Here is a 24,509-nt window from a genome sequence, read left to right as displayed (position 1 = left end):
GCATTGTCGGGGATATTTTTTATCTACGTAATTTCGATTTTCCATCACCTTCTGTTAAATTGTTAAATACTCTCATTTGCTTGCACGGATAGCAGACTATGCCTTATCAATGCCCTATTACGTTCAATGACGAACAAATTGAAATCTGCGAATTAAAAAACCAACTCGAAATCTTCACGCAGTATCAGAAAGATGAATTTCTCAATCATCACCCAGTGACAGACTTAGTGTTGCTACGCTCTGAATATATGGATTTGCTCCTCAACCGATTATGGGATCATTTTGGTTTTAGCAAACTGCCTCATATTGCGTTAGTCGCTGTAGGTGGTTATGGTCGCGGCGAACTGCACCCGTTATCCGACATTGATATCTTAATCGTATCGCAAAAGACGCTGCCTCCCGCACTGGGTGAAAAAGTCAGTCAGTTCATCACGCTACTTTGGGATTTGAGACTCGAAGTTGGCCACGCAGTGCGTACCATTGCTGAATGTATTGAGATTGGTAGTGACGATTTAACGGTTGCAACTAACCTGCAAGAGTCGCGCTTACTGTGTGGCAGTGAAGACACCTTCCAAGAGCTGAAACTAAAGATTCATTCCGATTCATTTTGGCCAAGTGAGACCTTTTACAAAGCCAAAATTCAAGAACAAAGAGAGCGTCATGCTCGCTACCACGACACCACCTACAATCTAGAACCGGACATCAAATCAACACCCGGTGGATTAAGAGACATCCACACTCTGAGTTGGGTTGCGCGTCGACATTTTGGTGCCACATCTCTACTGGAGATGAGCAAATACGGATTCCTCACCGATGCTGAATATCGTGAGCTCGTTGAATGCCAAGATTTCTTATGGCGCGTTCGCTTTGCATTGCATATCGAACTACGCCGCTACGACAACCGACTTACCTTCGCGCATCAGGCTCAAGTAGCCGAACACCTTGGTTATACTGGTGAAGGCAATCGCGGCGTAGAAATGATGATGAAAGAGTTCTACCGAACACTTCGTCGTGTCGCAGAGCTCAACAAGATGCTGCTTAAACTGTTTGACCAAGCGATCATCAATGGTGGTCAGACGCAAGAAGCCGAGATTCTCGACAACGACTTCCAACGTCGAGGCTCACTGATCGAAGCGCGTAAGCCTGCCCTATTCCAAGCTCGTCCGGAAACGATTCTCGATATGTTTATCCATATCGCTAATGACTCTTCCATCGAAGGGGTAAGCCCACCAACCTTGCGACAACTGCGTACTGCACGTCGTCGATTGAACCGCTTCCTGCATACCATTCCTGAAGCGCGTGACAAGTTCATGGACTTGGTTCGCCACCCAAATGCACTGCACAAAGCTTTTAGCCTAATGCATAAATTGGGCGTGTTATCGGCCTATTTACCGCAATGGAGTCAGATTGTTGGTCAAATGCAGTTTGATCTGTTCCATGTCTACACCGTGGATGAGCACAGTATTCGTCTGCTCAAGCACATCAACCGTTTTAACCAAATTGAAAACCACGATAAGCACCCAATTTGTTGTGAAGTGTACCCGCGAGTTCAGAAGAAAGAGCTGCTGATCCTCGCCGCTATCTTCCATGATATCGGTAAAGGCCGTGGGGGTGACCATTCGGAAATTGGCGCAGTTGAAGCTTACTCTTTTTGTATTGAACATGGGCTATCGAAGCCAGAAGCCAAGCAAGTAGCATGGCTTGTTCAGAACCACCTATTGATGTCTGTCACCGCCCAACGCCGTGATATCTACGACCCTGATGTGATTACCGAGTTTGCTAAAAAAGTCCGCGATGAAGAATCCTTAGAGCTACTGGTGTGCTTAACCGTCGCCGACATCTGTGCGACTAACCCTGAATTATGGAACAGCTGGAAACGCACCCTGTTAGCGGAGCTATTTCACTCAACACAGCGAGCACTGCGCCGTGGCTTGGAAAACCCCGTCGATGTCAGAGACCGTATTCGTCACAATCAGCAGATGGCATCAGCTCTACTGCGTAAAGAGGGCTTCACCGCTCGTGAGATTGAAGTGCTTTGGCAACGTTTCAAAGCCGATTACTTCTTACGTCACACGCACAAGCAAATCGCTTGGCACTGTGAGCACTTACTTCGTCTAGAAGACCCAAGCCAACCGTTAGTTTTGATCAGCAAGAAAGCGACGCGTGGCGGTACTGAGGTGTTTGTTTATTGTAAAGACCAAGCCGCACTTTTTGCGACCGTTGTAGCTGAGCTTGATAGACGCAACTTCAACGTTCATGACGCGCAGGTTATGGTCAGTAAAGATGGCCATGTTTTGGATACCTTTATCGTACTCGATCAGCATGGTGAAGCTATTGATGAAGCGAGACACAAAGCCGTAGCTAAACATTTGACTCACGTTCTGGCTGATGGCCGTCCAACTAAAATTAGAACGCGCAGAACGCCACGTAACTTGCAGCACTTCAAGGTAAAGACTCTGGTCGAATTCCTACCGACCAAGAGCAAGAAACGCACCTTGATGGAACTCAGAGCCCTGGACACGCCGGGATTACTGGCTCAAGTTGGTGCAACCTTTGCTGAGTTAGATATCAATTTGCACGGCGCTAAAATTACCACCATCGGCGAACGCGCAGAAGATTTGTTTATTCTGACAAGTGAAGCGGGAGGAAGGCTATCTGAAGAGCAGGAACAAGCGCTAAGAGAAAGATTGACTGAGCATGTTTCGGAACTTGCGCCCTAAAAAGAGAATCTAATCATCAGATAAGTGTGGGTAAAGATAGAGAGCGATCTTGCCCACAACTTACAATCAATTCCCATATATCAACTATCTAGCTCGTCGTTAGGCTGCTACATTGATCAAGTCAATTACATAAAAGTATTACATTCATAAACTAGAGGTCGCTTATGTATCCAAACCTCACTGGCTTAGGTATCCACGAACCTAAACAGATTGAACGTTACTCCCTTCGCCAAGAAGCTCACAAAGATATTCTTAAGATTTACTTCCGTAAACAGAAAGGCGAACTGTTCGCGAAAAGCGTTAAGTTTAAGTATCCACGACAAGTAAAAAGTGTGCTTGTTAGCGGTGGCAACAATCAATACAAAGAAGTGACCGAGATTAACCGTAATCTCACACTTGTAATTGATGAGCTCAATAAGATCACCAAGCCGATTCCAACCGCAGAAGTCGATGTGAAACAGAAAATTCTTACTGACTTGCGTCACCTAGAGAAAGTGGTATCGAGTAAGATCGCAGAGATCGAAGCGGATCTAGAAAAGCTAAAATGATCCCGCGGTTCGCGGTTAGCTATGTACGGTTTACACCTAAATACTAGTTACCCGTACAAATTGCACAGACATTAAAAAGGGCTGATATCACTATCAGCCCTTTATTTTTTCTATTGTCTACGTTGACTAGGCACGTGTGCGTTTACTTAGACAAACATGCTTCAGCATTCACTAAGTTGGTATCCCACTCAAAGGTTTCAAATAACCTTAACCACGTTTCATCTAGGTTGGCCTTCATCACCAATTCTTCTTTAGTGAAAGGATGGATGAAGCGCAATTCAGAAGCATGCAGTAACAGACGGTGCGAGTCTAAATCATCACGAAACAATCGGTTATGTTTACCATCACCATGTGAAGTATCGCCGACAATCGGGTGTCTTAGGTGAGCCATATGACGACGCAGTTGATGTTTACGTCCTGTCTTTGGCATCATCTCAACTAAGCAGTAACGACTGGTAGGAAAACGGCCTGTTGAATACGGCACTTCGACTTTCGCTAACGGCTCGTAAACGGTGACGGCTTCTTGTGGTTCTTTGTCTTCTTTCGCGAACTTATCGGCGATCTTATCCAGTTCAACCTTAAGCGCATAATCAAGCGTATCGCCCTCTTCTATCCACCCACGCACAATCGCATGATAGGTTTTTTGCATCTCGTGGTTGGCGAACATCGGCATCACCTCAGAGGCAACCTCACTCGACAGTGCAAACACCAACACACCAGATGTAGGTCGGTCTAAACGATGCAGAGGAAAGACGTGCTGGCCAATTTGGTCGCGCAGAGTCTGCATCACAAACTGAGTCTCGTGTTTATCCAACCATGAGCGATGCACTAGCATACCCGCAGGCTTATTCACCGCGACAAAATACTCATCTTGATAAATGATCTCTAACATTACGCGCATACCTCATCAATGCTCAGAATCGTCACTAGCAATTCCGCTTTCTCTGCCTCATTTTTCCACACTTCACCAAAATAAGGATGAATAGCAAAGCCTTTAGGTAGGCTCATTTGTGCATCCATCATTGCATTGATCTTAACGATGAAGATCCACTGCAACCACTCTTCAGGTTGTAGCGAATCAATAGCGAAAGGTTCAACGCTCGCCAGAGCTTCATCCGAAGGCGGAAGAGCACTCCATAGAGAACATTGGCGCATTTGTTGTTCTAATTGTTGAAGTAAAAGAGGTAACTTTGTGGCTGCTGTCATTTTTCACCAAGTTATTTATCTAGTGACCTTGAAATTGGGGCATAGAGTACCATCTATTTAGGAAAGAAAGTTAGGAGCTTTATTACTATGGAAACGATTCACACGCTCACTCAGTTGCTAAAGAATAGCGGTTGCCAATACGATATCTACGACCTCGGTCGTCGTATCCAGAAGATCGACAACACCCTATTCTCTGATGTTGAGCAGGGGAAACAGCCATACCCGTTTCCACTTCAAAAACAAGCTCACTTAGCGATTAGCTACTGGAACGAACACAAGCAGCCTTGGATCTGGTTCCTAAAATTCAAACTCGATGAAAGAGGCTTACTGCATCAAGGGGATGTGGGTAATTTTCTTAAGTTTGTTATCGAAGCAATGGGCACGCGTTTGAACGGTGATATCAGCGAAGAGCAACAACAAAAGCTGTCAAACAACCCATATACCTTCAAGCCTTCTGAAGACAAAATGGCCGTATTCCATAGCCAAGTCAGAGCAGGCTTAGACCTTGCGACGAGCCAATATTACGAGCACGCTCAGCATTACTTCACGGGTGAGCTTGGTTGGGATAACTGGAAAACAGTTGGACTACAAGGCATCACTGATATGTGTGCGCGTTTAGGTAACCAACAAAACGGTGTTGCGATTCGTAAAGCCATCAATAAGCTGCCATCAGAACCGCTATACGCGACGCTAGGTGCGCTTGAGCATACACAAATCAATGACAAACTCGCGCAACGCTTACAAGAGCTTGCAGAGAATGAAATCGCAAGCAAAGAGCCTGACTTGTTCTTACTTTCAGCTTTAGTTCGTGCCCTTTCCGGTGCAGAACAAGGGATCGCGAATAACATCATTAACCAAGTTCTCGCTAGTCCACGCTTGAGCCACCAAGAAGTGTTGATTGGTTTAGCGGGTCGTAGCTGGCATGCGCTACAAGACCCTGCGATTGCTGAACAATTCTTGTTGCGTCTCGCACAAACGGGCAATCAAAACCTGTTTAATCAGTTATTTGCAGATTTAGTGATGATTCCAACACTAAGAATGGTATTTTTACCCTTGTTGAATTCGAACCCATCACCTGAGCTCGCAAACGCATTGATTGAGTTACAACAAGCGGCTAAGTCTCAATAATTGACTGATGACTAACTCAAAAGCGAGCTAGATCTGTAGCTCGTTAACACAAGCTCAAAATTACGATTGGAAGAGAGTGATTAAAAGGAAGTATGGATTAAATGATAGATAACTTATTGGCTATTTTGCTTCTGTGCTTCTTTTGCTTTCTGTTTTGGCAGCAGCGCAGGCAATCCGAGCTTGCGAAAGCTGCCATTGCGAGAAAGTGTAAAGAGCTCGACCTACAATTATTAAGTGTCGCCTTCAACGGTCATAAACTTAAGATGCGCCATGAACTCACGACCATTTGTCGCTGGCATACTGTGTACCATTTTGAATTTTCGGCGTTAGGTGACGACCTGTACCAAGGAAAACTGACCATGGTGGGTTTTCGCTCTATGCGGTTTGAGCTACAGCCTCATAGAATGTAACGTCGCAATACGCGGTATAACTATATTCATGATAAGGGCCAAACTGATCTTGTTTGGTCTCTTTAAATGCAAAGCCTAGTTTTTCTAATAACTTAATCGATGGGTTGTGACCAACATTCACGGTCGCAACTACATTCGTTAGGTGTTCTTCAAAACAGACCAAACTAAAGAAAGGTTTTAGCACTTCACTAGCAAGGCCTTGATTCCAAAATTCCTTGTCCAGAATAAATCCCAGTTCATGCTTCCCTTCTTCAGACGAAACAAACAAATGCCCGAGGTATTCGCGGGTTTGGTTGTGGATAATTGCTCGGCAAAAACCAACGTTGTCGTTCAGTATTTCTTGAAATAAGTGTTTTGCAGAGGCAATAGAATGCGGCCCGTTCATTTCAGCACGATTAATGGGGCAACAATTCAACTTGATAAAGTCGTGTTGTAGCTGTTCGGTATAAGGTACCAACAACGTTCTTGAGGTTGCTATCGTCATAAAACACTCCTTGTGTTGACCATTAGCAGAAAAGCAGATGTCACGTACTTAGATAAAAAGATCTTGAATTAAAGAGAGCCCCTAGATAAAGAAAAAGCCTCAGGAAAAGAAAAGCCCCGACACCGAAGTGTCAGGGCTAGGGTCTTACTCGCAGCAGTCCGGCTACTAATAAATGCTCCATGCATCATCCATAATAGTGACTGTAATCCTTCAGCTCTTTCCTTTACTTCGCCATCCTAGCGGTGTCCAATCATCCTGAAAGCTAACAATCCTAGTTAGCGCACATCACTTGTTCCGTGAGCGGTGTCCTTTACATCATCCTGATGCTAATCCAACCCTTTAAATCCTAAAGGTGTCCATTGTCATTCCGTTGCAGCTAACTTCCTGTTAACTGACTGTATCCCTACAATGTCCTTACGCTCCATGCTTGACTACTCAATCCTAAGTAACCAAATCTTCATCCTGAAGATAACCAAATCCTTGGTGCTTTCCTGTTCCGTGTCAGAATCCTTCCGACAAGGTTTAATTTACGCGATTTAAGATTTCGGACAATAGATTTGCATCACATTTTGAATTCAATAAAGTTGTTAATTATATAAAACAATTAAAATTCAAAAACTTAACCATATGCATATCAATCTCTCTAGAGAACTATTTGTGTTATCTCACAGCCTTTGTAAGAGATCTCTCACACGCGATGGGCTGTTTTATGATTCGCTATCATTCACTGGAGCGAGTAAAATGACCAAATACTAAAAATGGAGGTCAACATGCTGACAAAAGATGTGTCTGAAGAGTTGAAATCAGTGCTTGAAGGACTGCAAGCACAAGGGAAAGAGCCAACTGTTGCTTTAGTGAAAGCTCGTATGAGTACATCCGTTCCAATGCCAGCTTTGATTACAACCATCAAGAGCTGGAAAAGTGCGAATCGCGTACCTAAAGTGGAAGTCGCGACACAAGCAGAGCCAGCACTTGATCGTGTTAGCCAACTGGAAAAGCAAATCCTTGAACTTACCGCTCGCGTTGCCACGCTAGAAGCCAAGTTAACTGATCAATAAGTTAACGGAACAATAAGCTAACTGGTCAATAAGGCAACTGAGCAATAAGTTGACCGATAAATAAGCTAACAGAGAAATAGAACACTATGAAGATATGGGTTGATGCGGACGCTTGTCCCAAGGTTATCCGAGAAACAATCGTACGCGCAGCTGAACGCACAGGGGTCGAATGTACCTTTGTCGCAAACCATTTGGTTCCCGTTCCCAAGCGTAATAACATTCACTCAATTCAAGTCCCAAGCGGATTTGATATTGCAGATGATGAAATCGTAAAACGCACTGAACCCGGTGATCTGGTGATTACCTCTGACATTCCTCTGGCGGATGAAGTGATCACCAAAGGTGCGCTTGCTTTAAGTTCTCGCGGCGAGCTTTACACCAAAGAGACCATTAAAGCGCGTCTCAACATTCGTGACTTTATGGATACTATGCGTTCAAGTGGTATTCAAACTGGCGGACCAAGCACTCTTTCTCAAACCGACCGTCGTGAGTTCGCAAACCACCTCGATCGCCTATTAGCAAAGCGCTAATCACAGCCTTTCTAATGACGACAACTTTTGAAGTCGTCACTTAGTCGATACAGCCCCGATGAAATTTTAATCGACATACTCCGTTCTTGATATTTATTACAATAACGGAGTATTGCTTATGATTTGTCGAATCGCCCTCTCGCTATCCATTGTTTTTGGCAGCACCCAACTTTCTTTTGCTGATGAAGACTTTGCTGATCAAGAGTACGGAATCATCGGAGGCAGCATCACCTATGGTGAAAGTGTTTTCTCGACTAAAACTACCCCTCAATTTGGCGCGACACCCAACCTATTCTATTCAGGTCCAAAAGGCTTTATCGATGGTAGCTTAGCCAATTGGCAACTGCTGCCCTACGTAGGATTATCTGGAAATTGGCGCTTTGCTGAAGTGTCAGACACTTTTGTGGATCTACCTAACGGCATTCAAGACAGAGATGGTAATGGAGAGCTGGGGATAACCTTAGGAACGGTAGGCGCACGCCTTACCTACTTACACGATGTGACTTCAGAACATAACGGCTACGAAGTTCAGCTTCACTTAGGCAGAACATTAGAAACCTGGACGCAACCATTCACCATTACGCCCTACCTAGAAGTCGATTATCGTGATAAGAAACTGTCCAATCACCTGTATGGTATTTCTAACACCGAATCTTCTGCCTCAGGGTTAAATCAGTTTGATGCGGGGTCGACGTTTGTTTATCAAGCAGGGCTAATCGGGCTTTATGAGTTCACGCCAACTTGGATTGGTATCGCTCGAGCAGACCTAATTCATCATGACAGCGACAGCGCGTTGATACAACGAGATGTGGGCTGGTCATTCGAACTAGGGGTTACCTATCGGTTTGCGGGATTGTAAGTTTACTGACTCAAACAAAAAGAGCCTGCATCAATGCAGGCTCTTTGGTATATCGTCTTTTATTCAGTTAATAAGCGAATCGAAATGTTCGCCTATCACCGTTCACTAAGGCGTGTAGTACGTTGCAGCACCAGGACCTACTGGTAGACCAAATACGAATACCCATAGGTAGAACAAGATGCTCCAACCGAACATGAATACCATTGAGTAAGGCAACATTGTCGCGATCAGTGTACCGATACCTAGGTTCTTCATGTAGCGAGTTGCTACGGCAAGGATAAGACCGAAGTAGCTCATCATTGGTGTAATGATGTTCGTTGTTGAATCACCGATACGGTAAGCCGCTTGAATCGTTTCCGGTGCGTAGCCTACTAGCATCAACATTGGAACGAAGATTGGCGCTGTTACTGCCCACTGTGCAGAAGCTGAACCGATCATCAGGTTAATGAAGCCACACATTAGGATGAATGCGAAGAACAACATTGGACCCGTTAGGCCAATATCCTGAAGGAATGTTGCGCCGCCTACAGCGACCACTTGACCGAAGTTCGTCCACTTAAAGAAAGCAACAAACTGCGCAGCAAAGAATACAAGAACAATGTACATGCCCATTGAAGACATAGACGTTGCCATTGCATTAATCACATCACGGTCATTCTTCATTGAACCAGTAACTTTGCCGTAAACAAAACCAGGAATAGCAAAGAATACAAAGATAAACGCGACGATACTTTTCAGGAATGGAGAACCTGAAATCGTACCTGCCTCTGAACGCAGAACACCGTCAGCCGGAACCACAGTCCAAGCTAAAAGTGCGCTCACGATTAATACAGCAACACCTGCTAGTTTAAGGCCTTTCTTCTCAATAGCAGTAAGCTTACCCATTGAGTCATTTGAAAGATCTTCAGATGCGTCTTCATCGTTGTATTTACCTAACTTAGGTTCAACAATCTTCTCTGTTACCAATGCACCGGCAATCGAGATAAAGAAGGTCGAAACAAACATGAAGTACCAGTTTGATTCAGGGCCAACAGAGTAAGAAGGATCAAGCATTTGTGCCGCTGTTTCTGTAATACCAGAAAGCAGTGGATCAACCGTACCGATAAGTAGGTTTGCAGAATAACCACCAGATACACCAGCAAATGCTGCCGCTAGACCTGCTAATGGGTGACGACCCAATGAGTGGAAAAGCATTGCAGCAAGAGGGATAAGTACTACGTAACCTAGCTCTGAAGCCGTGTTAGAGATAATACCGGCAAATACCACGGTTACAGTAACCATGCGCTGAGATGCGCCCATTACCATGCCGCGCATTGCCGCAGATAATAGACCTGAGTGTTCAGCAATCGCAACACCTAGCATTGCAACAAGCACGGTACCAAGTGGCGCAAAGCCAACAAAGTTCTTAACTAGATTAGTTACGATGAGTTGTAAGCCTTCAGCATTAAGTAAGCTTACAACGTGGATCATGCCATCAGCAGCACGACCGCTAGCACCTTCTGGGCGAGGATCCATTACAGATACTTCGAAGTAACCAGCAATTCCTGAAGAAACTAGGATTGCGACACAGAAGATTGCGAAAAGAGTGATTGGGTGGGGTAAAAGGTTCCCCAAATATTCAACGCCATCGAGAAAGCGGGTAAAAATAGGTTTCTTTGGCGAGTTGTTTTTTATTGAAGCTGATGAACTCATCAGTTCCCTCCTTGTAGTGATTCCTGTGCAATTGTGACAAAAATGTTCAAATTGCCAGCGCAGAGTACGCGACAAAATTATCAATTAGAAATTCAAAATGTTACAAAATGTGTAACAAACGACGATTTTTAACTCTATTTGAACAATTAATTAGCAAATAAATCTATATTAAATACAAAAGATAGATTTATAATTCACAAACAAGCATTCACTACAAATATGACTGACAATATAACTCATTGATTCACATGAAAATAAAACACACCATACTCTAAAGGAGGATTCTATATTGGCCAAGGTTCCGCTCGAAGGAAAAGAAAAACAGGCAAATGAATGAAGTTTGACTTTCCCCTCGTTTTTACACACGCGTCACATCATATTGACGGTTATTTTTGAACCGCTTTAAATCTTGGATTGGATTTGCAGATCACATAATGACGCCCTCTGCGCTTAACGATCTGGCAATCTGGGTGACGGCTTTTCGCACTTTTAAGTGATTTAACAACTTTCATTATTTAGCTCCCTTACCTAATTGACCAAAGCGACGAGTAAAGTTAGCAACACGTCCCTCTTTATGAAGCACTCTCTGTTTACCCGTATAGAAAGGATGCGATTTTGCAGATACTTCAATCGTGAAATAAGGATAAGTATTGCCATCTTCCCATTCGATAGTGCGGTCTGTTTTCAGCGTAGAGCCTATTAAGAAGTACTCATCAACGCTGGTGTCATGGAACACCACTGTGCGGTAGTCAGGGTGGATATTCGGTTTCATTGTATTTCCCTAAATAATTAAATTGATATGTTATAACATCCCAAATGATAATTATTATCAAAAGAAAAACAAGTGATTTTATGATATTTTTCCGTCTTAACTGAAACCAGAGAACACCTTGCTATGTACACCATTGAACCTGTTGGCTTTATTGAGTCTCCTTATAAAGAGAAGTTCGCGGTACCAAGACAGCCTAGGTTAGTACCCACTTCTACCTCAAGAGTTAGGCTGGTTGACGCAGCAAACTGTCTTGAGTCTGTTCGTGATATTGAGCAATTTAGTCACGTATGGTTGTTGTTTCTGTTCGATAAGAACCTTGAAGCCGGCTGGAAACCAACAGTGAGACCCCCTCGCCTTGGCGGTAATGAACGCATTGGTGTCTTCGCATCGCGTGCCACCTTTAGACCGAATGGAATAGGCATGTCTGCGGTTGAGCTTAAAGGTGTATCTCAAGAAAAGGGACAAACTTGGTTGGACTTGGGCAGTGTTGATCTCGTTGACGGCACACCTATCATCGACATCAAACCTTATATCCCCTACTCGGATTCGATTCCCGATGCACTAGGAGGGTTTGCTGCCGATGAACCTGAAGTGTTAGATGTAAACTTCTCGCAGCAAGCTCAAAGTAAGCTGTCTGGTCACCCACAGGCGCGCCATATCATTCAGGTGATCAAAGAAGTGTTAGGCCAAGATCCACGCCCCGCCTATAAGAAAGGTAAGCCAGACAGTAAAGAATATGCGGTAAATTTGTTCGATCTTAACGTGAAATTCGTTGTTGAAACGCTTTTCATCAATGTTACCGACATTGAACGCTTTTGAGATCCCAAATAGGCTGATATTATATGCGGCTATATCAGATTTGCTGTCGTCACTAACTGCAGCAAATTTTCTTTTATCAATGATGAAACGGATACCATAGAATGCGTACCAGTAACTACCTTCTTTCTACTCTGAAAGAGACTCCAAACGACGCAGAAGTTATCAGCCACCAGCTGATGCTACGTGCAGGTATGATCCGTAAGCTAGCTTCAGGTTTATATACTTGGCTACCTACTGGTCTACGTGTACTGCGTAAAGTCGAAAATATCGTTCGCCAAGAGATCGATAATGCAGGTGCCGTTGAAATCTTGATGCCCGTAGTTCAACCGTTTGAGCTTTGGGAAGAGACTGGTCGTTCTGAAAAGATGGGTCCTGAGCTACTTCGTTTCACAGACCGTCATTCTCGTCCGTTTGTTCTTAGCCCAACAGCAGAAGAAGTGGTAACGAGCCTAGTACGTAACGAGATCAGCTCTTACAAACAGCTTCCTCTAAATCTGTACCAAATCCAGACTAAATTCCGTGATGAACGCCGCCCTCGTTTTGGCGTAATGCGTGCACGTGAATTCTCTATGATGGATGCGTACAGCTTTGATATCGATAAAGAAGGCTTAGAAAAGTCTTACCAAGCGATGCACGATGCTTACTGTAAAGCATTCGACCGCATGGGTCTTGAGTACCGTCCAGTATTGGCAGACTCTGGCGCAATCGGTGGCAGCGGCTCTCAAGAGTTCCACGTTCTTGCTGAAAGCGGCGAAGACCTAATCGCATTCTCTTCAGAATCTGATTACGCAGCGAACATCGAGAAAGCAGAAGCACTAGCTCCTACTGAAGAAGTTGCAGCGCCAACTCAAGAGATGGAACTGGTTGATACGCCAAACGCAAAAACAATCGCAGAACTTGTAGAGCAACACGGTCTAGCAATCGAGAAGACAGTTAAGACTCTATTCGTTAAAGCTTCTAATGAAGTAGACGCTGATATCATCGCGCTAATCATCCGTGGCGACCACGAGCTTAACGAAGTGAAAACAGAGAACCTTCCACAGGTTGCTTCTCCACTAGAGATGGCTTCTGAAGAAGAAATCCGTGCACTTGTTGGTGCAGGTCCTGGTTCACTTGGCCCTGTTGGTCTAGAGCTACCATTCATCGTTGACCGCTCTGTTGCTGTAATGAGCGACTTCGGTGCTGGTGCAAACGTAGACGGTAAGCACTACTTCGGTATTAACTGGGGTCGTGACGTTGAGCTTGCTCAAGTTGAAGACCTACGTAACGTAGTTGAAGGCGACCTTAGCCCATGTGGTCAAGGTACCATCCAACTTAAGCGCGGTATCGAAGTTGGTCACATCTTCCAGCTAGGTAACACTTACTCGAAAGCAATGAACTGTAACGTGCTTGGTCCTGATGGTAAGAGCGTAATCCTAGAAATGGGTTGTTACGGTATCGGTGTTTCACGTGTTGTTGCATCAGCTATCGAACAAAACCACGATAAGTTCGGTATCACTTGGCCAGACGCACTAGCACCATTCCAAGTTGCTATCGTACCAATGAACATGCACAAATCTGAGCGCGTTAAAGAAGCAGCTGAGAAGCTATACGCTGAATTAACGGCTATGGGAATCGAAGTACTATTTGATGACCGTAAAGAGCGCCCAGGTGTTATGTTTAAAGATATCGAGCTAGTGGGTATCCCTCACACTATCGTTATCGGTGATCGCAGCATGGACGAAGGTAACTTCGAATACAAAAACCGTCGTACTGGTGATAAAGAAGCTATCGCAATGGACACGGTTATCGAGCACCTTAAAGCTCAACTAGCTTAATCATCCGATTGCTTGTGCTTGCAAGCTGATAGATAGATAAACATTGAAAGGCTGCCATTAGGTGGCCTTTTTTGTGCCTGTCGTTTCTCTTCAAATTCCCTTCTATTTATCACCAGAGTAAATAACGTAAGTTAATCCCCTGTTCATCTTTATATCCGTATATTGGTTTCAACTACTCTTTGACACATTTACATTGGAGGTATCGATGGATATCAAAAGCTTACTTAACCAAGCACTTAAGTCAGATCTCGTTAAACAAGGCACTCAGAAGCTTTCCCAAGGATCTTCGAGTTTAAGTAGTCTCTCTAAAGGCAGTAACAGCAATGGCAAGAGTAGCAGTAAAAGCACACTTGGCGCCTTCGGTGCAGGCGCAGTTGGGGGCGGACTTTTAGGTGCGTTAATGGGCTCTAAGAAGACTAAGAAGATGGGTAAGAAAGCAGCTGGGATTGGTGGCGCAGCGGCACTGGGTGCTCTGGCTTATAAGGTCTACAACGATTACCAATCGAAACAAGGCCAAACACCAAATACCGAACAAGCTCAATTTGATGAGAACGATTCAAACCATAGCGTACTGATTCTAAGATCGATGATTGCTGCGTCCAAAGCCGACGGGCATGTTGATGAAGAAGAGATGGCTAAGATTGAACAAGCCGTCGAGAACATGGGCGCAGATTATCAGCTGACTAAATTGGTGTCTGAAGAATTGCACAAGCCACTCGATCCAAGCGAAATAGCTCAATTAGCAACATCACCTCAACAAGCGAGTGAGATCTACTTAGCCTCTTTGATTGTGGCCGACGAGCAGAACTTTATGGAAAAGGCTTACCTCAAAGAGTTAGCAAAGCAGCTTAACCTTGCTGATGAAGTGACTTATCAGCTTGAACAGCAGATCTCTAGTTAAGCGGTCAATATCAGGCTAATCCACAAGCTGACAGAGTGATATATTGAGCCTCAACAAAATGAGATATTGAGCAAGGACAAACTAACTCTGAACTTAATCAGATCCGCTTTGTTTTTGCTTATCTCTATGTGTATATTGAGATCAGTTATCATTTGGTTAGGTATAAAAATGAAAGTATACGATTGTTGTGATTTGGTGCGTGAACTGTATTCTCAAATTGGCAGTGGCGACCAAGGCTACATCCCTAAAGCGATCACCTGCGCGGTAAAAACATTGAACGACCTTGCTGCAGATGAATCTCTTCCTAAAGAAGCGCGTGAGCGTGCAGCATTTGCCGCTGCTAACCTACTGATCTCAGATTTCGAGGACTAATATGAACCTCGCTAATTTTGAAAAGATGGATCCAGTGATGTTGATGAGTATCGTCAACATGAAACTACGTGACGACTTCGGCGGTGATTTGGATCGAGTAGTTAACTTCTACGAGATCGACAAAGCAGCATTGATCGCTAAACTTGCTTCTGCTGGTTTTGAGTTCCTTCCAGAGGCCAAACAGTTTCGGTAGTGGTTTAGAACAAGCTTAATTTTGAAAGGCCAACCTCAGCGTTGGCTTTTTTATTGGTGATACATATCGAATAAACATGTAGTTAGCCAGTTATAATTTCTCGGTCTGCATCTATACTTTTATATCTTAGAGTCAACGAACGCGTCTTGAACCAAAGCGTATTGTTGTATAGGCTACCTCAAATAGCATATAAAACTCATCACTCAATCTGATGATAGCGAAGGATTAACAATGAAAAGACCCGGACTTTTAGCCGTTTTCGCAGCAACACTGACTGCAGGTTGCGCTTCAAATACACAGCAAGACAACTTTCGTGAAGCCTCTTTTGAGCTGTGTAACACCGAAGTCGATATTTACTCAGTAAGCCATGATGAGCGAATTCGTATCGTCTGTTCTGATGGTTCTAAATTCGCTTTGAACAGCGAAGATACGCTAGAAGTAATGCGTGATATCAACATCGACTATTGTGATGGCGAAGGCTTAGGTAAATTCAACGAGAGCCGCCACTACTACTCATTCAAGTGTAAGTCTGGCACCCTACTAAGCATCAGAAAATAGAGCCAACACAAGCAAACCACAAAGGGTTGATGTGCAAACATCAGCCCTTTTTAGTACCTGCCTTTCTGTATTCTCAGATAGCCCAACTCTCATACCGATATATACCCAAAAGGTCCCTAACAAGGAGCCCTTCAAATCGTATTTTTCAATCAAATAGCTTTAGTTCAAGGAACAGGCGCGGAGTTTTCAGCACCTTTCCCTAAAACAAAAAGAGACTCAATGAGCCCCTTTAAAAGTATTTTTCAAGGTAGTCGTTTGAAATTCTAGGAGAGCACGCGGAGCTTACGGATGTAAGTGAGCATGCTCGACAACGACTTTATTACTTACGAATACAAAAAAGGCTCCCAACAGGAGCCTTTCAAATCGTATTTTTCAATCAAATAGCTTTAGTTCAAGGAACAGGTGCAGAGTCTTCAACACCTTTCCCTAAAACAAAAAAGGACTCAATGAGCCCCTTTAAAGTATTTTTCAAAGTAGTCGTTTGAAATTCTAGGAGAGCACGCGGAGCTTACGGATGTAAGTGAGCATGCTCGACAACGAAGTTCAAATTACTACGAAGAAAAATTAAGCGTAAACCGGTAGACGCTTACAGATATTTAGTACTTTTGCTTTCGTTGCTTCAATAACAGACTCATCGCCCATGTTATCAAGGATGTCACAGATCCAACCTGCTAGCTCTTTCGCGTCTGCTTCTGAGAAACCACGACGAGTAATAGAAGGAGAACCGATACGGATACCAGACGTAACGAACGGGCTACGCGGGTCGTTTGGTACTGAGTTCTTGTTAACTGTAATGTTAGCTGAACCTAGTGCTGCATCTGCTTCTTTACCTGTGATGTCTTTGTCGATTAGGTCAACTAGGAACAGGTGGTTCTCTGTAGAACCTGAAACGATGTTGTAACCGCGTGCTAGGAATTCAGCAACCATTGCTTTTGCGTTAGCCACTACGCGAGCTTGGTATTCTTTGAATTCTGGCTCTAGAGCTTCTTTGAACGCTACTGCTTTACCAGCAATAACGTGCATTAGAGGGCCACCTTGGCCGCCTGGGAATACTGCTGAGTTTAGCTTCTTGTAAAGATCTTCACCTTCGTTAGAAAGGATAAGACCACCACGAGGACCAGCAAGTGTTTTGTGCGTAGTCGTTGTTACAACGTGAGCATGTGGAACTGGGTTCGGGTATACGCCTGCAGCGATTAGGCCAGCAACGTGAGCCATATCTACGAAGAAGTAAGCTCCTACTTTGTCAGCGATTTCACGCATGCGCTTCCAATCACAAACTTGAGAATAAGCAGAGAAACCACCGATGATCATCTTAGGTTTGTGCTCGATAGCTAGCGCTTCCATCTCTTCGTAATCGATTTGACCTGCTTCATCGATACCGTAAGGGATGATGTTGTAAAGCTTACCCGAGAAGTTTACTGGAGAACCGTGAGTTAGGTGACCACCGTGCGCTAGGCTCATACCTAGAACAGTATCGCCAGCGTTTAGTAGTGCCATGTATACAGCGTTGTTTGCTTGAGAACCTGAGTGAGGTTGTACGTTCGCGTATTGAGCGCCAAACAGTTCACATGCACGTTCGATTGCTAGAGTTTCAACTTTATCTACGAACTCACAACCACCGTAGTAACGCTTACCAGGGTAGCCTTCAGCGTATTTGTTTGTAAGTTGAGAACCTTGAGCTTCCATTACACGTGGGCTTGTGTAGTTTTCTGAAGCGATAAGTTCGATGTGCTCTTCCTGACGAAGAGTTTCTTCTTGGATAGCTGCGAATAGGTCCGCATCGTAATCAGCAATGTTCATGTCACGCTTAAGCATCTATATCTCCTGACTCAGATTGTACTGAAAGTTTCAAAAAAACCACACAACGACCGAAAGCAAACGTTTCCGTCACCGTTTTGATGTGACGCATTCTACATAATTTGATCTAGGTCATAAAGAGCTAATTGCAATTTTATCATGCAGTTTTTTCATAATCACATATAAGATTCATCATGGTTATTAAGCTTATCCAACCAAAGATGACGCTTACTGTCAATTTTACGCTTTACACCCTGTAAAACGCAGATTACATAGGTTTACCTTAATTTTACCCCTCAAGCTACCGAAAGCTAAGGTTTTTCTCTACTATGCACGCCTTTATTGGTTAGGTAATTATTAAAACGATGGAAAAACACTCACGTAAAGAAGATTGGGTAGCTATTCTCACTGGCACGTTTTTAGTGGCGTTAGGCGTCTTCTTTTTACAGTCAGCGAACCTGCTTACCGGTGGTACTACTGGCTTGGCTCTGCTTTTGAGTCAATTCTTACCTGTAACCTTCGGTATTTTGTACTTTGTGGCCAACTGTCCATTCTATTTATTGGCGTGGAAACGATTTGGCCGTAGCTTTGCCATTAGCAGTGCCATTGCTGGTGCGTTAGTTTCTGTGTTTGCCGATCATTTATACCTCGTTATCTCACTAGAAGTTCATAACGAGATCTACTGTGCTGTTGCCGGTGGCTTATTAATGGGCTTAGGTATGTTAATCCTATTCCGTCATCGCTCAAGCTTGGGTGGCTTCAACGTATTATGTTTGTTCATCCAAGACCGCTACGGCATCTCTGTGGGTAAAACTCAAATGGGCATTGATGCCTGTATTCTGTTTGCGTCTTGCTTCTTCGTATCGCCTTGGGTAATTGCTGTTTCAGTATTGGGCACCGCAGTATTGAACATCGTATTGGCAATGAATCACAAGCCTACTCGTTATTCGGTGAACTACGCGTCTTAACGTTCATTACCTGCTCTGTCGTTACTGGCACGCGGTACTCTAGCTTCTCGCAAACGAGCTTCAGGGACGATAATCCAGACATCACTAAAACAAAAAGGCTTTGGGGAGCACTCCAAAGCCTTTGTTGAAACCTAAATCTCTAGGGGGAACGGAGAATTAGGTTAATTGAAATCGTAACGAGACTAAGCTTCGATCAAGAGGATACGCGTCTCGTAAGGTCGCAGCACTTGGTGATGAGACGCCACTAAACTCTCGCTCACTTGATAATTACACAACAAGCTCTTAGCCTTCGTCATCTCAAAACGTTCAGGTAAAACGCATTCAGCCTCTTCACCATAATAGTTGTTAATGCACAATAGGTTCCGCCCTTCGCTCTCGCGTGCATACGCAAAAATGGATGAATGCTCAGGCAATAGATCTTGATAGTTGCCATCCGTAATCACTGGCACTTGTTTACGTAACTCAATCAAACGCTTGTAAAAATAGAAGACCGAGTCTTTATCTTCAAGCGCTTGCTCTGCGTTGATCTCAGTGTAGTTATTCGCAACATCTAACCATGGCTGTGATAACGAGAAGCCAGCGTAAGTCTCACTATTCCATTGCATTGGTGTACGAGAGTTATCACGGGATTTCTGCGCTAAGATCGCCATCATATCTTCATGAGCCACACCATCACGGTTCACCATAATGTCGTACATGTTGGTACTCTCTACATCACAATACTGGCTGATCTCGGTGTAACCCGGGTTGGTCATACCAATCTCTTCACCTTGATAGATATAAGGTGTGCCTTGCATCATGTGGACTGACGCAGCCAGCATCTTGGCTGATTCAACGCGATATTGTTGATCGTTTCCTAAGCGGCTCACGATTCTTGGTTGGTCATGATTACACCAAAATAGTGCGCCCCACCCTTTTCCGTTTAAGCCAGTTTGCCAATGATTGAAGATCGATTTGAGCTGTAAGAAATCAAACGGCGCATTGGTCCACTTTTCACCATTAGTGTAATCAACCTTAAGGTGGTGGAAGTTGAACACCATTGATAGCTCGCTGTTATCAACGTTTGAGTATTGCTGACAATGTTCCAACGTGGTTGAAGACATCTCACCTACGGTCACGCTACCGTATTTTTGGAATACCGCTTCGCTGATCTCTTTCAGATATTCGTGCACTCGTGGGCCATCGGTATAGAAACGGCGACCATCACCGATATCATCATTTGGGAAATCTTGCTGCTTTGAAATCAGGTTGATTACGTCCAAGCGAAAACCATCGACGCCCTTTTCTGCCCAGTAGCTGATAACCTCTTTCACTTCTTCACGTACAACCGGGTTCTCCCAGTTAAGGTCGGCCTGTTCTTTCGCAAATAAATGTAAGAAATATTGCCCAGTGACTTCATCCATTTCCCAAGCGTTACCACCAAACTTAGACTGCCAGTTGGTTGGTGCTTGACCGTTTACTGGGTCTTTCCAGATGTAGTAGTCGCGGTATGGGCTGTTTTTGTCACCCAATGCAGACTGAAACCATGCATGCTCGGTCGAGGTATGATTTACCACGATATCCATCACGATACGGATGCCACGTTGATGCGCTTCAGACAATAATAAGTCGAAGTCTTCCATAGTGCCGAATTGAGGGTTAATCGAGTAATAGTCTGAAATATCGTAGCCGTTATCGATCATAGGTGACGAGTAAACTGGGGTTAACCAAATAGCATCTACACTCAAATGTTTAAGGTAATCCAGTTTCGAAATGATCCCTTTGATATCGCCAGTACCTTTGCTGCCACTGTCACAAAAGCTCTTTGGGTAGATTTGATAGATGGTTGCGGTTTTCCACCAGCTTTCATCATGTTCAGTCATCGCCATCTCTAACACTCACTTACCAGAAAATATAAATAAAAAATCACCATGTGAATCATGGTTGAATAGCCGTTATAACTAAGAGAAAAAGCTATAACTAAGAGAAAAGCGATGACTCACTTAAAGTCATCGCTTGTTAAATGCATTACGCGTTGGCGGTTTCTAGTTCGCCTTTCATCTGTGCTCGCTTGTAGAAGAACAACGTCAGCGTTATCGGTAGGACAATCGCCACTAGCATCGCGACTAAGTAAATCGACCAATATTGAGGTTGAATCGATAAGATACCCGGCAAGCCACCAACACCGATACCATTAGCCATCACACCTGCACTACCACAGATTGCAGCCGCTGCGGCACTGCCGATCATTGCGCTCAGCATGGGGAATTTGTATTTAAGGTTGATGCCGTACATCGCTGGTTCCGTCACACCTAAGTACGCTGAGATTGCAGCGGGTACTGATATGTCTCGCTCGCCTTCACGCTTACTCAAAATAATAATGCCAACTACAGCAGATGCTTGTGCAATGTTTGATAGCGCAATCAAAGGCCAGATTGGTGTGCCACCTAAATCTTGCATTAGTTGTAAGTCCACAGCGTTGGTTGTGTGGTGAATACCCGTGATAACCAAAGGTGCGTATAAAAAGCCAAATACTACTGACCCAAGAATCGCGAAGTCGCCGGTCATTGCCACTTTGGCAGCGAATGCCACACCATCACCTAACATACGACCGAATGGGCCAATGAAAGCGTGCGCTAGAATCACAGACAAGATGATCGAGACAAATGGCACGACAACTAGGTACAGATAAGAAGGAACAATGCGCTTAAGGTTGGTCTCAATGAAGGCCAGAGCCACACCCGCTAACATTGCAGGGATCACCTGAGCTTGATAACCGACCTTCTCAATCACGAACAAGCCAAAGTCCCACACCTCAGGTACCGATTTACCTATCATGTAAGCGTTCATCAACTGTGGAGAAACCAAGGTCACACCGAGCGTGATACCTAAAATAGGCGTTCCGCCGAGTTTCTTAACCGTTGCCCAACACACACCAACCGGTAAGAAGAAGAAAATCGCTTCGCCAATCAACCATAAGAAAGAATGAACGGTTGCCCAAAATTGGCTGATTTCAACCAAGGTTTTGCCATCGAACATGCGAATGTCGCCAATCACATTACGGAAACCAAGAATCAAACCACCAGTAATAATGGCAGGTAGCAGTGGTACGAAAATTTCGGCTAAATGGGAGATACCACGCTCAAGGAAATTCATGTTTTGACGAGCAGCCAACTTCGCCTCATCTTTTGATGATGCATCTTTACCAGTTTGCTCAATCAGAAGTGCGTACACCTCATCAACCTCGGTGCCAATCACGACTTGGAATTGACCTGCGTTCGTAAAGCAGCCTTTTACCAGTTTAAGCTTCTCTAATTCTGCTTTGTTCGCTTGTTCCGTATCGTTCAATACAAAACGCAGTCGAGTTAGACAATGGCTGACACTCGCAATATTCTCTTTGCCACCGACTAACTCGATAAGACGCGCAACGTCTTGCTTCGCTATCTTACTCATACTACCCCACCCTGATTTCATTCAATTACTCATCTAAACCATGCAGCTATAACCACTCGGATTTAGATTTATGGGAACATTCCCAATTACGATTATTATAATGCCCATATGAATGATAAATTAAAATGGGAACAGTCCCATTAATTGAAAGAGATCACACTCTAATTTTAATCTAAGCGGTTCAATTTCGCTTGATTGAGTGGATTATAGAATAGGTGATTGAGTGTGATGAGAGATCTCTGCATTGCCTAAAAGCTGAGAGATCAATAAATTAGCGGCTAACTTACCCGCAGATTGATACCCAGGATCAATGCTAAATACTCGCGGGAACAAGAAAGAGAGAAGATCATTACCACCAACACCGGTCACCACCACATCTTCACGTTGTAGTTCTTGCAGACGTTTGATTACGCCAAGAGCCAATGTGTCACTGGCACACACAATCGCTTGAGTCGCAGGAGCAAGCACCTCATCCACCAACTGATAAGCACTTTCGTGATGAAGTTGACCAGTACGATAGTTGGCAACTGAGCCTGTGTTTTCACACCACTCGAGATAAGCCTTAAGACGCAGTTCACCGGTTGATTTATCGCTAGGATCAACGCCAATGAAACCAACATCAGAGATCCCCTGATCCGATAGATGCGCTAATGCACTATTGATCACATGTTGGTTGTCATAGTTAATCGACGTCACGTTCTCGGTATCCAGAGCAATCACAACCGCTTTGTGTTCCCAAGCTTCAATCGCAGGAATATCGCAGTCAGTAAAGCCAAACACGATTATGCCGTCTACATTGCGGCGCTTAAGAACCTGAAGATGCTCATTGGCTTTTTCTCTATCGAGCTGGCTTTCCATGATCACGACATCGTAATCCGCTCGATACAACTCAGCCAACATAGTGCTAACTGCTTTGTTTTCAGAAGGAGAATCCAGACGAGAAATGATGACACCGATGACTTTTTGACTGCCACCACGCATCGACTGCGCAGACTTTGAAGGCGTGTACCCAGATTCTTGAATTACTCTTTCCACCCTTTCTCGGGTTTCAGGTTTCACTTTTGGATCATTGGTCAGAACACGAGATACGGTTGACTTACCAACACCGGACAGCTTAGCAATATCGAGAATAGTGAGTTTTTTGCTCATAAAAAGTCTAACGTTAAAGGGAAGAGAAGAAAAAGTGAGGGTGTAATCCCTCACTTAACTGTTTGTAAATCCTAGCAACTACTATGACTTACTTTTGGCAATTTCGATAGACGACACGACCAAGTTCTAGACGTGCGTTGTCACCTTTAGTACGTAAAGTGACGCTGTTAATCAGTTCAGAGGTTCCATCATCTAAGATGTATTTCGTTCCTGAACCTGCTGGAACTTGAGTCAGACGGTATTCATTCTCAGGGAGACGTAATACCGCTTTTTCATTATCAAGGTAAGCCACTTCAAACGAAACGTCAGACTCACATTGATAAGTCACGAATTGATTATCCGATGCTGCGCTCTCAGTCTCAGGAGCTGCTGATTTAGAGCACCCGACTAATGCAACTGAACATAGAGATGCTACTAACATAGCTTTCATACTTCGTTCCTCATCTTTATATAGTGGGCAAATATGGTGGACAACACTCATTTGCATACTGAGCGATAGGTCTGTGTTTAGCCTTTCAAATATGCGGGTACATCTTTAATGCTATCCAGCACGACACTGGCAAGTGCCTCACCCTTTTCAGTCACGGGTTTACCGGTTCTCACCAAGACTCGGGTACCAACACCAGCGGCTTCTGCTGCCATCATGTCTTCAGCTTTATCGCCGATCATGACAGAATTCGCCATATCAATTTTCAGAAAGTCACGAGCAGAAATGAACATACCTGGTTTAGGCTTGCGACATTCACAATCTTGCTTGTAGTCGCCAATGCCGTGTTCAGGGTGATGAGGACAGTAATAGATACCATCTAACTCAACGCCATTATCGACAAAGTTCCAATCCATCCATTGCGTCAAAGAAAGAAAACGATCTTCGCTAAACTTGCCACGAGCAATACCAGATTGGTTGGTCACAAGTACCAATAAATAGCCCATATCTTTAAACGCTTTCGCCGCTTCAAACACACCATCGATGTATTCAAAGTCATGCTCATCATGTACGTAGCCGTGATCAACATTAATCACACCATCACGATCTAAAAAAACAGCCGGTTTAGACAAAATTCAGTTCTCTATCAACTCTCTATTAATCATTAAT

Annotated in this window: 26 protein-coding genes; 14 read left to right on the top strand and 12 right to left on the bottom strand. The window is 44.1% G+C overall.

The genetic code is table 11. The features are described 5' to 3' along the window. Positions 1 to 98: 98 nt before the first annotated feature. Positions 99 to 2,720 carry a bifunctional uridylyltransferase/uridylyl-removing protein GlnD gene (glnD, locus tag ED652_RS00455; protein WP_065110910.1) on the top strand — a complete coding sequence of 874 codons (2,622 nt, stop codon included), beginning with the start codon at positions 99 to 101 and terminating at the stop codon, positions 2,718 to 2,720. Between the two features lie 164 nt (positions 2,721 to 2,884). Further along, the gene (locus ED652_RS00450; RefSeq protein ID WP_017107178.1) at positions 2,885 to 3,268 is read left to right on the top strand and encodes a DUF3461 family protein; all 384 of its coding nucleotides are present in this window, start codon (positions 2,885 to 2,887) and stop codon (positions 3,266 to 3,268) included. Positions 3,269 to 3,410: 142 nt separating this feature from the next. On the opposite strand, the gene truC is transcribed toward ED652_RS00450, so the two are convergent. Beyond that, positions 3,411 to 4,160 (bottom strand): tRNA pseudouridine(65) synthase TruC, encoded by a 750-nt coding sequence (gene truC, locus ED652_RS00445; protein WP_122053188.1) that lies wholly within the window; start codon positions 4,158 to 4,160, stop codon positions 3,411 to 3,413. Continuing rightward, entirely contained in the window at positions 4,160 to 4,474 is a 315-nt protein-coding gene (locus ED652_RS00440) for a YqcC family protein (RefSeq protein ID WP_102314161.1), read from the bottom strand. The genes truC and ED652_RS00440 overlap by 1 nt, the downstream gene beginning before the upstream one ends. Before the next feature lie 87 nt (positions 4,475 to 4,561). Here ED652_RS00440 and ED652_RS00435 point away from each other — a divergent pair, with 87 nt between their 5' ends. Together ED652_RS00435 and ED652_RS00430 are read left to right on the top strand one after the other, a co-directional pair. Beyond that, entirely contained in the window at positions 4,562 to 5,602 is a 1,041-nt protein-coding gene (locus ED652_RS00435) for a DUF3549 family protein (protein ID WP_122053187.1), read from the top strand. A gap of 101 nt (positions 5,603 to 5,703) precedes the next feature. After that, positions 5,704 to 6,012: a DUF3301 domain-containing protein gene (locus ED652_RS00430; RefSeq protein WP_122053186.1), complete on the top strand. Its 309-nt coding sequence runs from the start codon at positions 5,704 to 5,706 to the stop codon at positions 6,010 to 6,012. On the opposite strand, the gene ED652_RS00425 is transcribed toward ED652_RS00430, so the two are convergent. Next, positions 5,978 to 6,496 carry a GNAT family N-acetyltransferase gene (locus ED652_RS00425; protein WP_017095538.1) on the bottom strand — a complete coding sequence of 173 codons (519 nt, stop codon included), beginning with the start codon at positions 6,494 to 6,496 and terminating at the stop codon, positions 5,978 to 5,980. The genes ED652_RS00430 and ED652_RS00425 overlap by 35 nt on opposite strands. Before the next feature lie 770 nt (positions 6,497 to 7,266). Here ED652_RS00425 and ED652_RS00420 point away from each other — a divergent pair. From ED652_RS00420 to ED652_RS00410, 3 genes are all read left to right on the top strand, one after another. After that, positions 7,267 to 7,554, top strand: a complete 288-nt coding sequence (locus ED652_RS00420) for a hypothetical protein (protein WP_108092865.1) — start codon at positions 7,267 to 7,269, stop codon at positions 7,552 to 7,554. Between the two features lie 86 nt (positions 7,555 to 7,640). After that, positions 7,641 to 8,084, top strand: coding sequence for a YaiI/YqxD family protein (locus ED652_RS00415; protein WP_004734361.1), 444 nt, complete (start codon positions 7,641 to 7,643; stop codon positions 8,082 to 8,084). A gap of 118 nt (positions 8,085 to 8,202) precedes the next feature. Further along, positions 8,203 to 8,943, top strand: coding sequence for a MipA/OmpV family protein (locus ED652_RS00410; RefSeq protein ID WP_122053185.1), 741 nt, complete (start codon positions 8,203 to 8,205; stop codon positions 8,941 to 8,943). A gap of 105 nt (positions 8,944 to 9,048) precedes the next feature. Here the strand turns inward: ED652_RS00410 and ED652_RS00405 are convergent, their stop codons facing one another. The 3 genes from ED652_RS00405 to ED652_RS00395 form a co-directional block, all read right to left on the bottom strand. Next, on the bottom strand, positions 9,049 to 10,635 hold the full coding sequence (locus ED652_RS00405; protein WP_029225911.1) for an AbgT family transporter: 1,587 nt from the start codon (positions 10,633 to 10,635) through the stop codon (positions 9,049 to 9,051). A 386-nt stretch (positions 10,636 to 11,021) separates the two neighbouring features. Then, a complete protein-coding gene (ykgO, locus tag ED652_RS00400) occupies positions 11,022 to 11,147 on the bottom strand; it encodes a type B 50S ribosomal protein L36 (RefSeq protein WP_010436457.1) in 126 nt (41 codons plus the stop codon). Then, complete coding sequence (locus tag ED652_RS00395; RefSeq protein WP_054541634.1) at positions 11,147 to 11,407, bottom strand: type B 50S ribosomal protein L31; 261 nt, start codon at positions 11,405 to 11,407, stop codon at positions 11,147 to 11,149. The genes ykgO and ED652_RS00395 overlap by 1 nt, the downstream gene beginning before the upstream one ends. Before the next feature lie 123 nt (positions 11,408 to 11,530). Between ED652_RS00395 and tsaA the strand changes: the two genes are divergently transcribed. The 6 genes from tsaA to ED652_RS00365 all read left to right on the top strand — a co-directional run bounded on the left by tsaA (position 11,531) and on the right by ED652_RS00365 (position 16,067). Next, on the top strand, positions 11,531 to 12,226 hold the full coding sequence (tsaA, locus tag ED652_RS00390) for a tRNA (N6-threonylcarbamoyladenosine(37)-N6)-methyltransferase TrmO (protein WP_122053184.1): 696 nt from the start codon (positions 11,531 to 11,533) through the stop codon (positions 12,224 to 12,226). 101 nt (positions 12,227 to 12,327) lie between these two features. Continuing rightward, positions 12,328 to 14,043 (top strand): proline--tRNA ligase, encoded by a 1,716-nt coding sequence (locus tag ED652_RS00385; RefSeq protein WP_122053183.1) that lies wholly within the window; start codon positions 12,328 to 12,330, stop codon positions 14,041 to 14,043. 205 nt (positions 14,044 to 14,248) lie between these two features. After that, positions 14,249 to 14,944: a tellurite resistance TerB family protein gene (locus tag ED652_RS00380; RefSeq protein ID WP_017110395.1), complete on the top strand. Its 696-nt coding sequence runs from the start codon at positions 14,249 to 14,251 to the stop codon at positions 14,942 to 14,944. A 168-nt stretch (positions 14,945 to 15,112) separates the two neighbouring features. After that, complete coding sequence (locus ED652_RS00375) at positions 15,113 to 15,316, top strand: YaeP family protein (RefSeq protein WP_008222923.1); 204 nt, start codon at positions 15,113 to 15,115, stop codon at positions 15,314 to 15,316. A gap of 1 nt (position 15,317) precedes the next feature. After that, the gene (locus tag ED652_RS00370) at positions 15,318 to 15,509 is read left to right on the top strand and encodes a DUF4250 domain-containing protein (protein WP_010436438.1); all 192 of its coding nucleotides are present in this window, start codon (positions 15,318 to 15,320) and stop codon (positions 15,507 to 15,509) included. Between the two features lie 231 nt (positions 15,510 to 15,740). Then, on the top strand, positions 15,741 to 16,067 hold the full coding sequence (locus ED652_RS00365; RefSeq protein WP_122053182.1) for a hypothetical protein: 327 nt from the start codon (positions 15,741 to 15,743) through the stop codon (positions 16,065 to 16,067). Between the two features lie 564 nt (positions 16,068 to 16,631). Here ED652_RS00365 and glyA read toward each other — a convergent pair. Continuing rightward, on the bottom strand, positions 16,632 to 17,882 hold the full coding sequence (glyA, locus tag ED652_RS00360; protein ID WP_122053181.1) for a serine hydroxymethyltransferase: 1,251 nt from the start codon (positions 17,880 to 17,882) through the stop codon (positions 16,632 to 16,634). 347 nt (positions 17,883 to 18,229) lie between these two features. On the opposite strand from glyA, the gene ED652_RS00355 reads away from it, so the two are divergent. Beyond that, positions 18,230 to 18,832, top strand: a complete 603-nt coding sequence (locus tag ED652_RS00355; RefSeq protein ID WP_016784986.1) for a YitT family protein — start codon at positions 18,230 to 18,232, stop codon at positions 18,830 to 18,832. A 182-nt stretch (positions 18,833 to 19,014) separates the two neighbouring features. On the opposite strand, the gene treC is transcribed toward ED652_RS00355, so the two are convergent. The 5 genes from treC to gmhB form a co-directional block, all read right to left on the bottom strand. Continuing rightward, on the bottom strand, positions 19,015 to 20,700 hold the full coding sequence (gene treC / locus ED652_RS00350) for an alpha,alpha-phosphotrehalase (RefSeq protein ID WP_122053180.1): 1,686 nt from the start codon (positions 20,698 to 20,700) through the stop codon (positions 19,015 to 19,017). A 139-nt stretch (positions 20,701 to 20,839) separates the two neighbouring features. Beyond that, positions 20,840 to 22,264 (bottom strand): PTS trehalose transporter subunit IIBC, encoded by a 1,425-nt coding sequence (gene treB, locus ED652_RS00345; RefSeq protein WP_102435090.1) that lies wholly within the window; start codon positions 22,262 to 22,264, stop codon positions 20,840 to 20,842. Between the two features lie 204 nt (positions 22,265 to 22,468). Further along, positions 22,469 to 23,413 (bottom strand): trehalose operon repressor TreR, encoded by a 945-nt coding sequence (gene treR / locus ED652_RS00340; RefSeq protein ID WP_122053179.1) that lies wholly within the window; start codon positions 23,411 to 23,413, stop codon positions 22,469 to 22,471. A gap of 88 nt (positions 23,414 to 23,501) precedes the next feature. After that, a complete protein-coding gene (locus ED652_RS00335) occupies positions 23,502 to 23,843 on the bottom strand; it encodes an MliC family protein (RefSeq protein ID WP_017110401.1) in 342 nt (113 codons plus the stop codon). 77 nt (positions 23,844 to 23,920) lie between these two features. Then, positions 23,921 to 24,472: a D-glycero-beta-D-manno-heptose 1,7-bisphosphate 7-phosphatase gene (gene gmhB, locus ED652_RS00330; RefSeq protein WP_017110402.1), complete on the bottom strand. Its 552-nt coding sequence runs from the start codon at positions 24,470 to 24,472 to the stop codon at positions 23,921 to 23,923. Positions 24,473 to 24,509: the final 37 nt, after the last annotated feature.

This window comes from Vibrio sp. Evd11 (assembly GCF_900382755.1).
Classification (GTDB): domain Bacteria; phylum Pseudomonadota; class Gammaproteobacteria; order Enterobacterales; family Vibrionaceae; genus Vibrio; species Vibrio lentus.
This window is presented reverse-complemented; position numbering and strand designations above follow the sequence as displayed.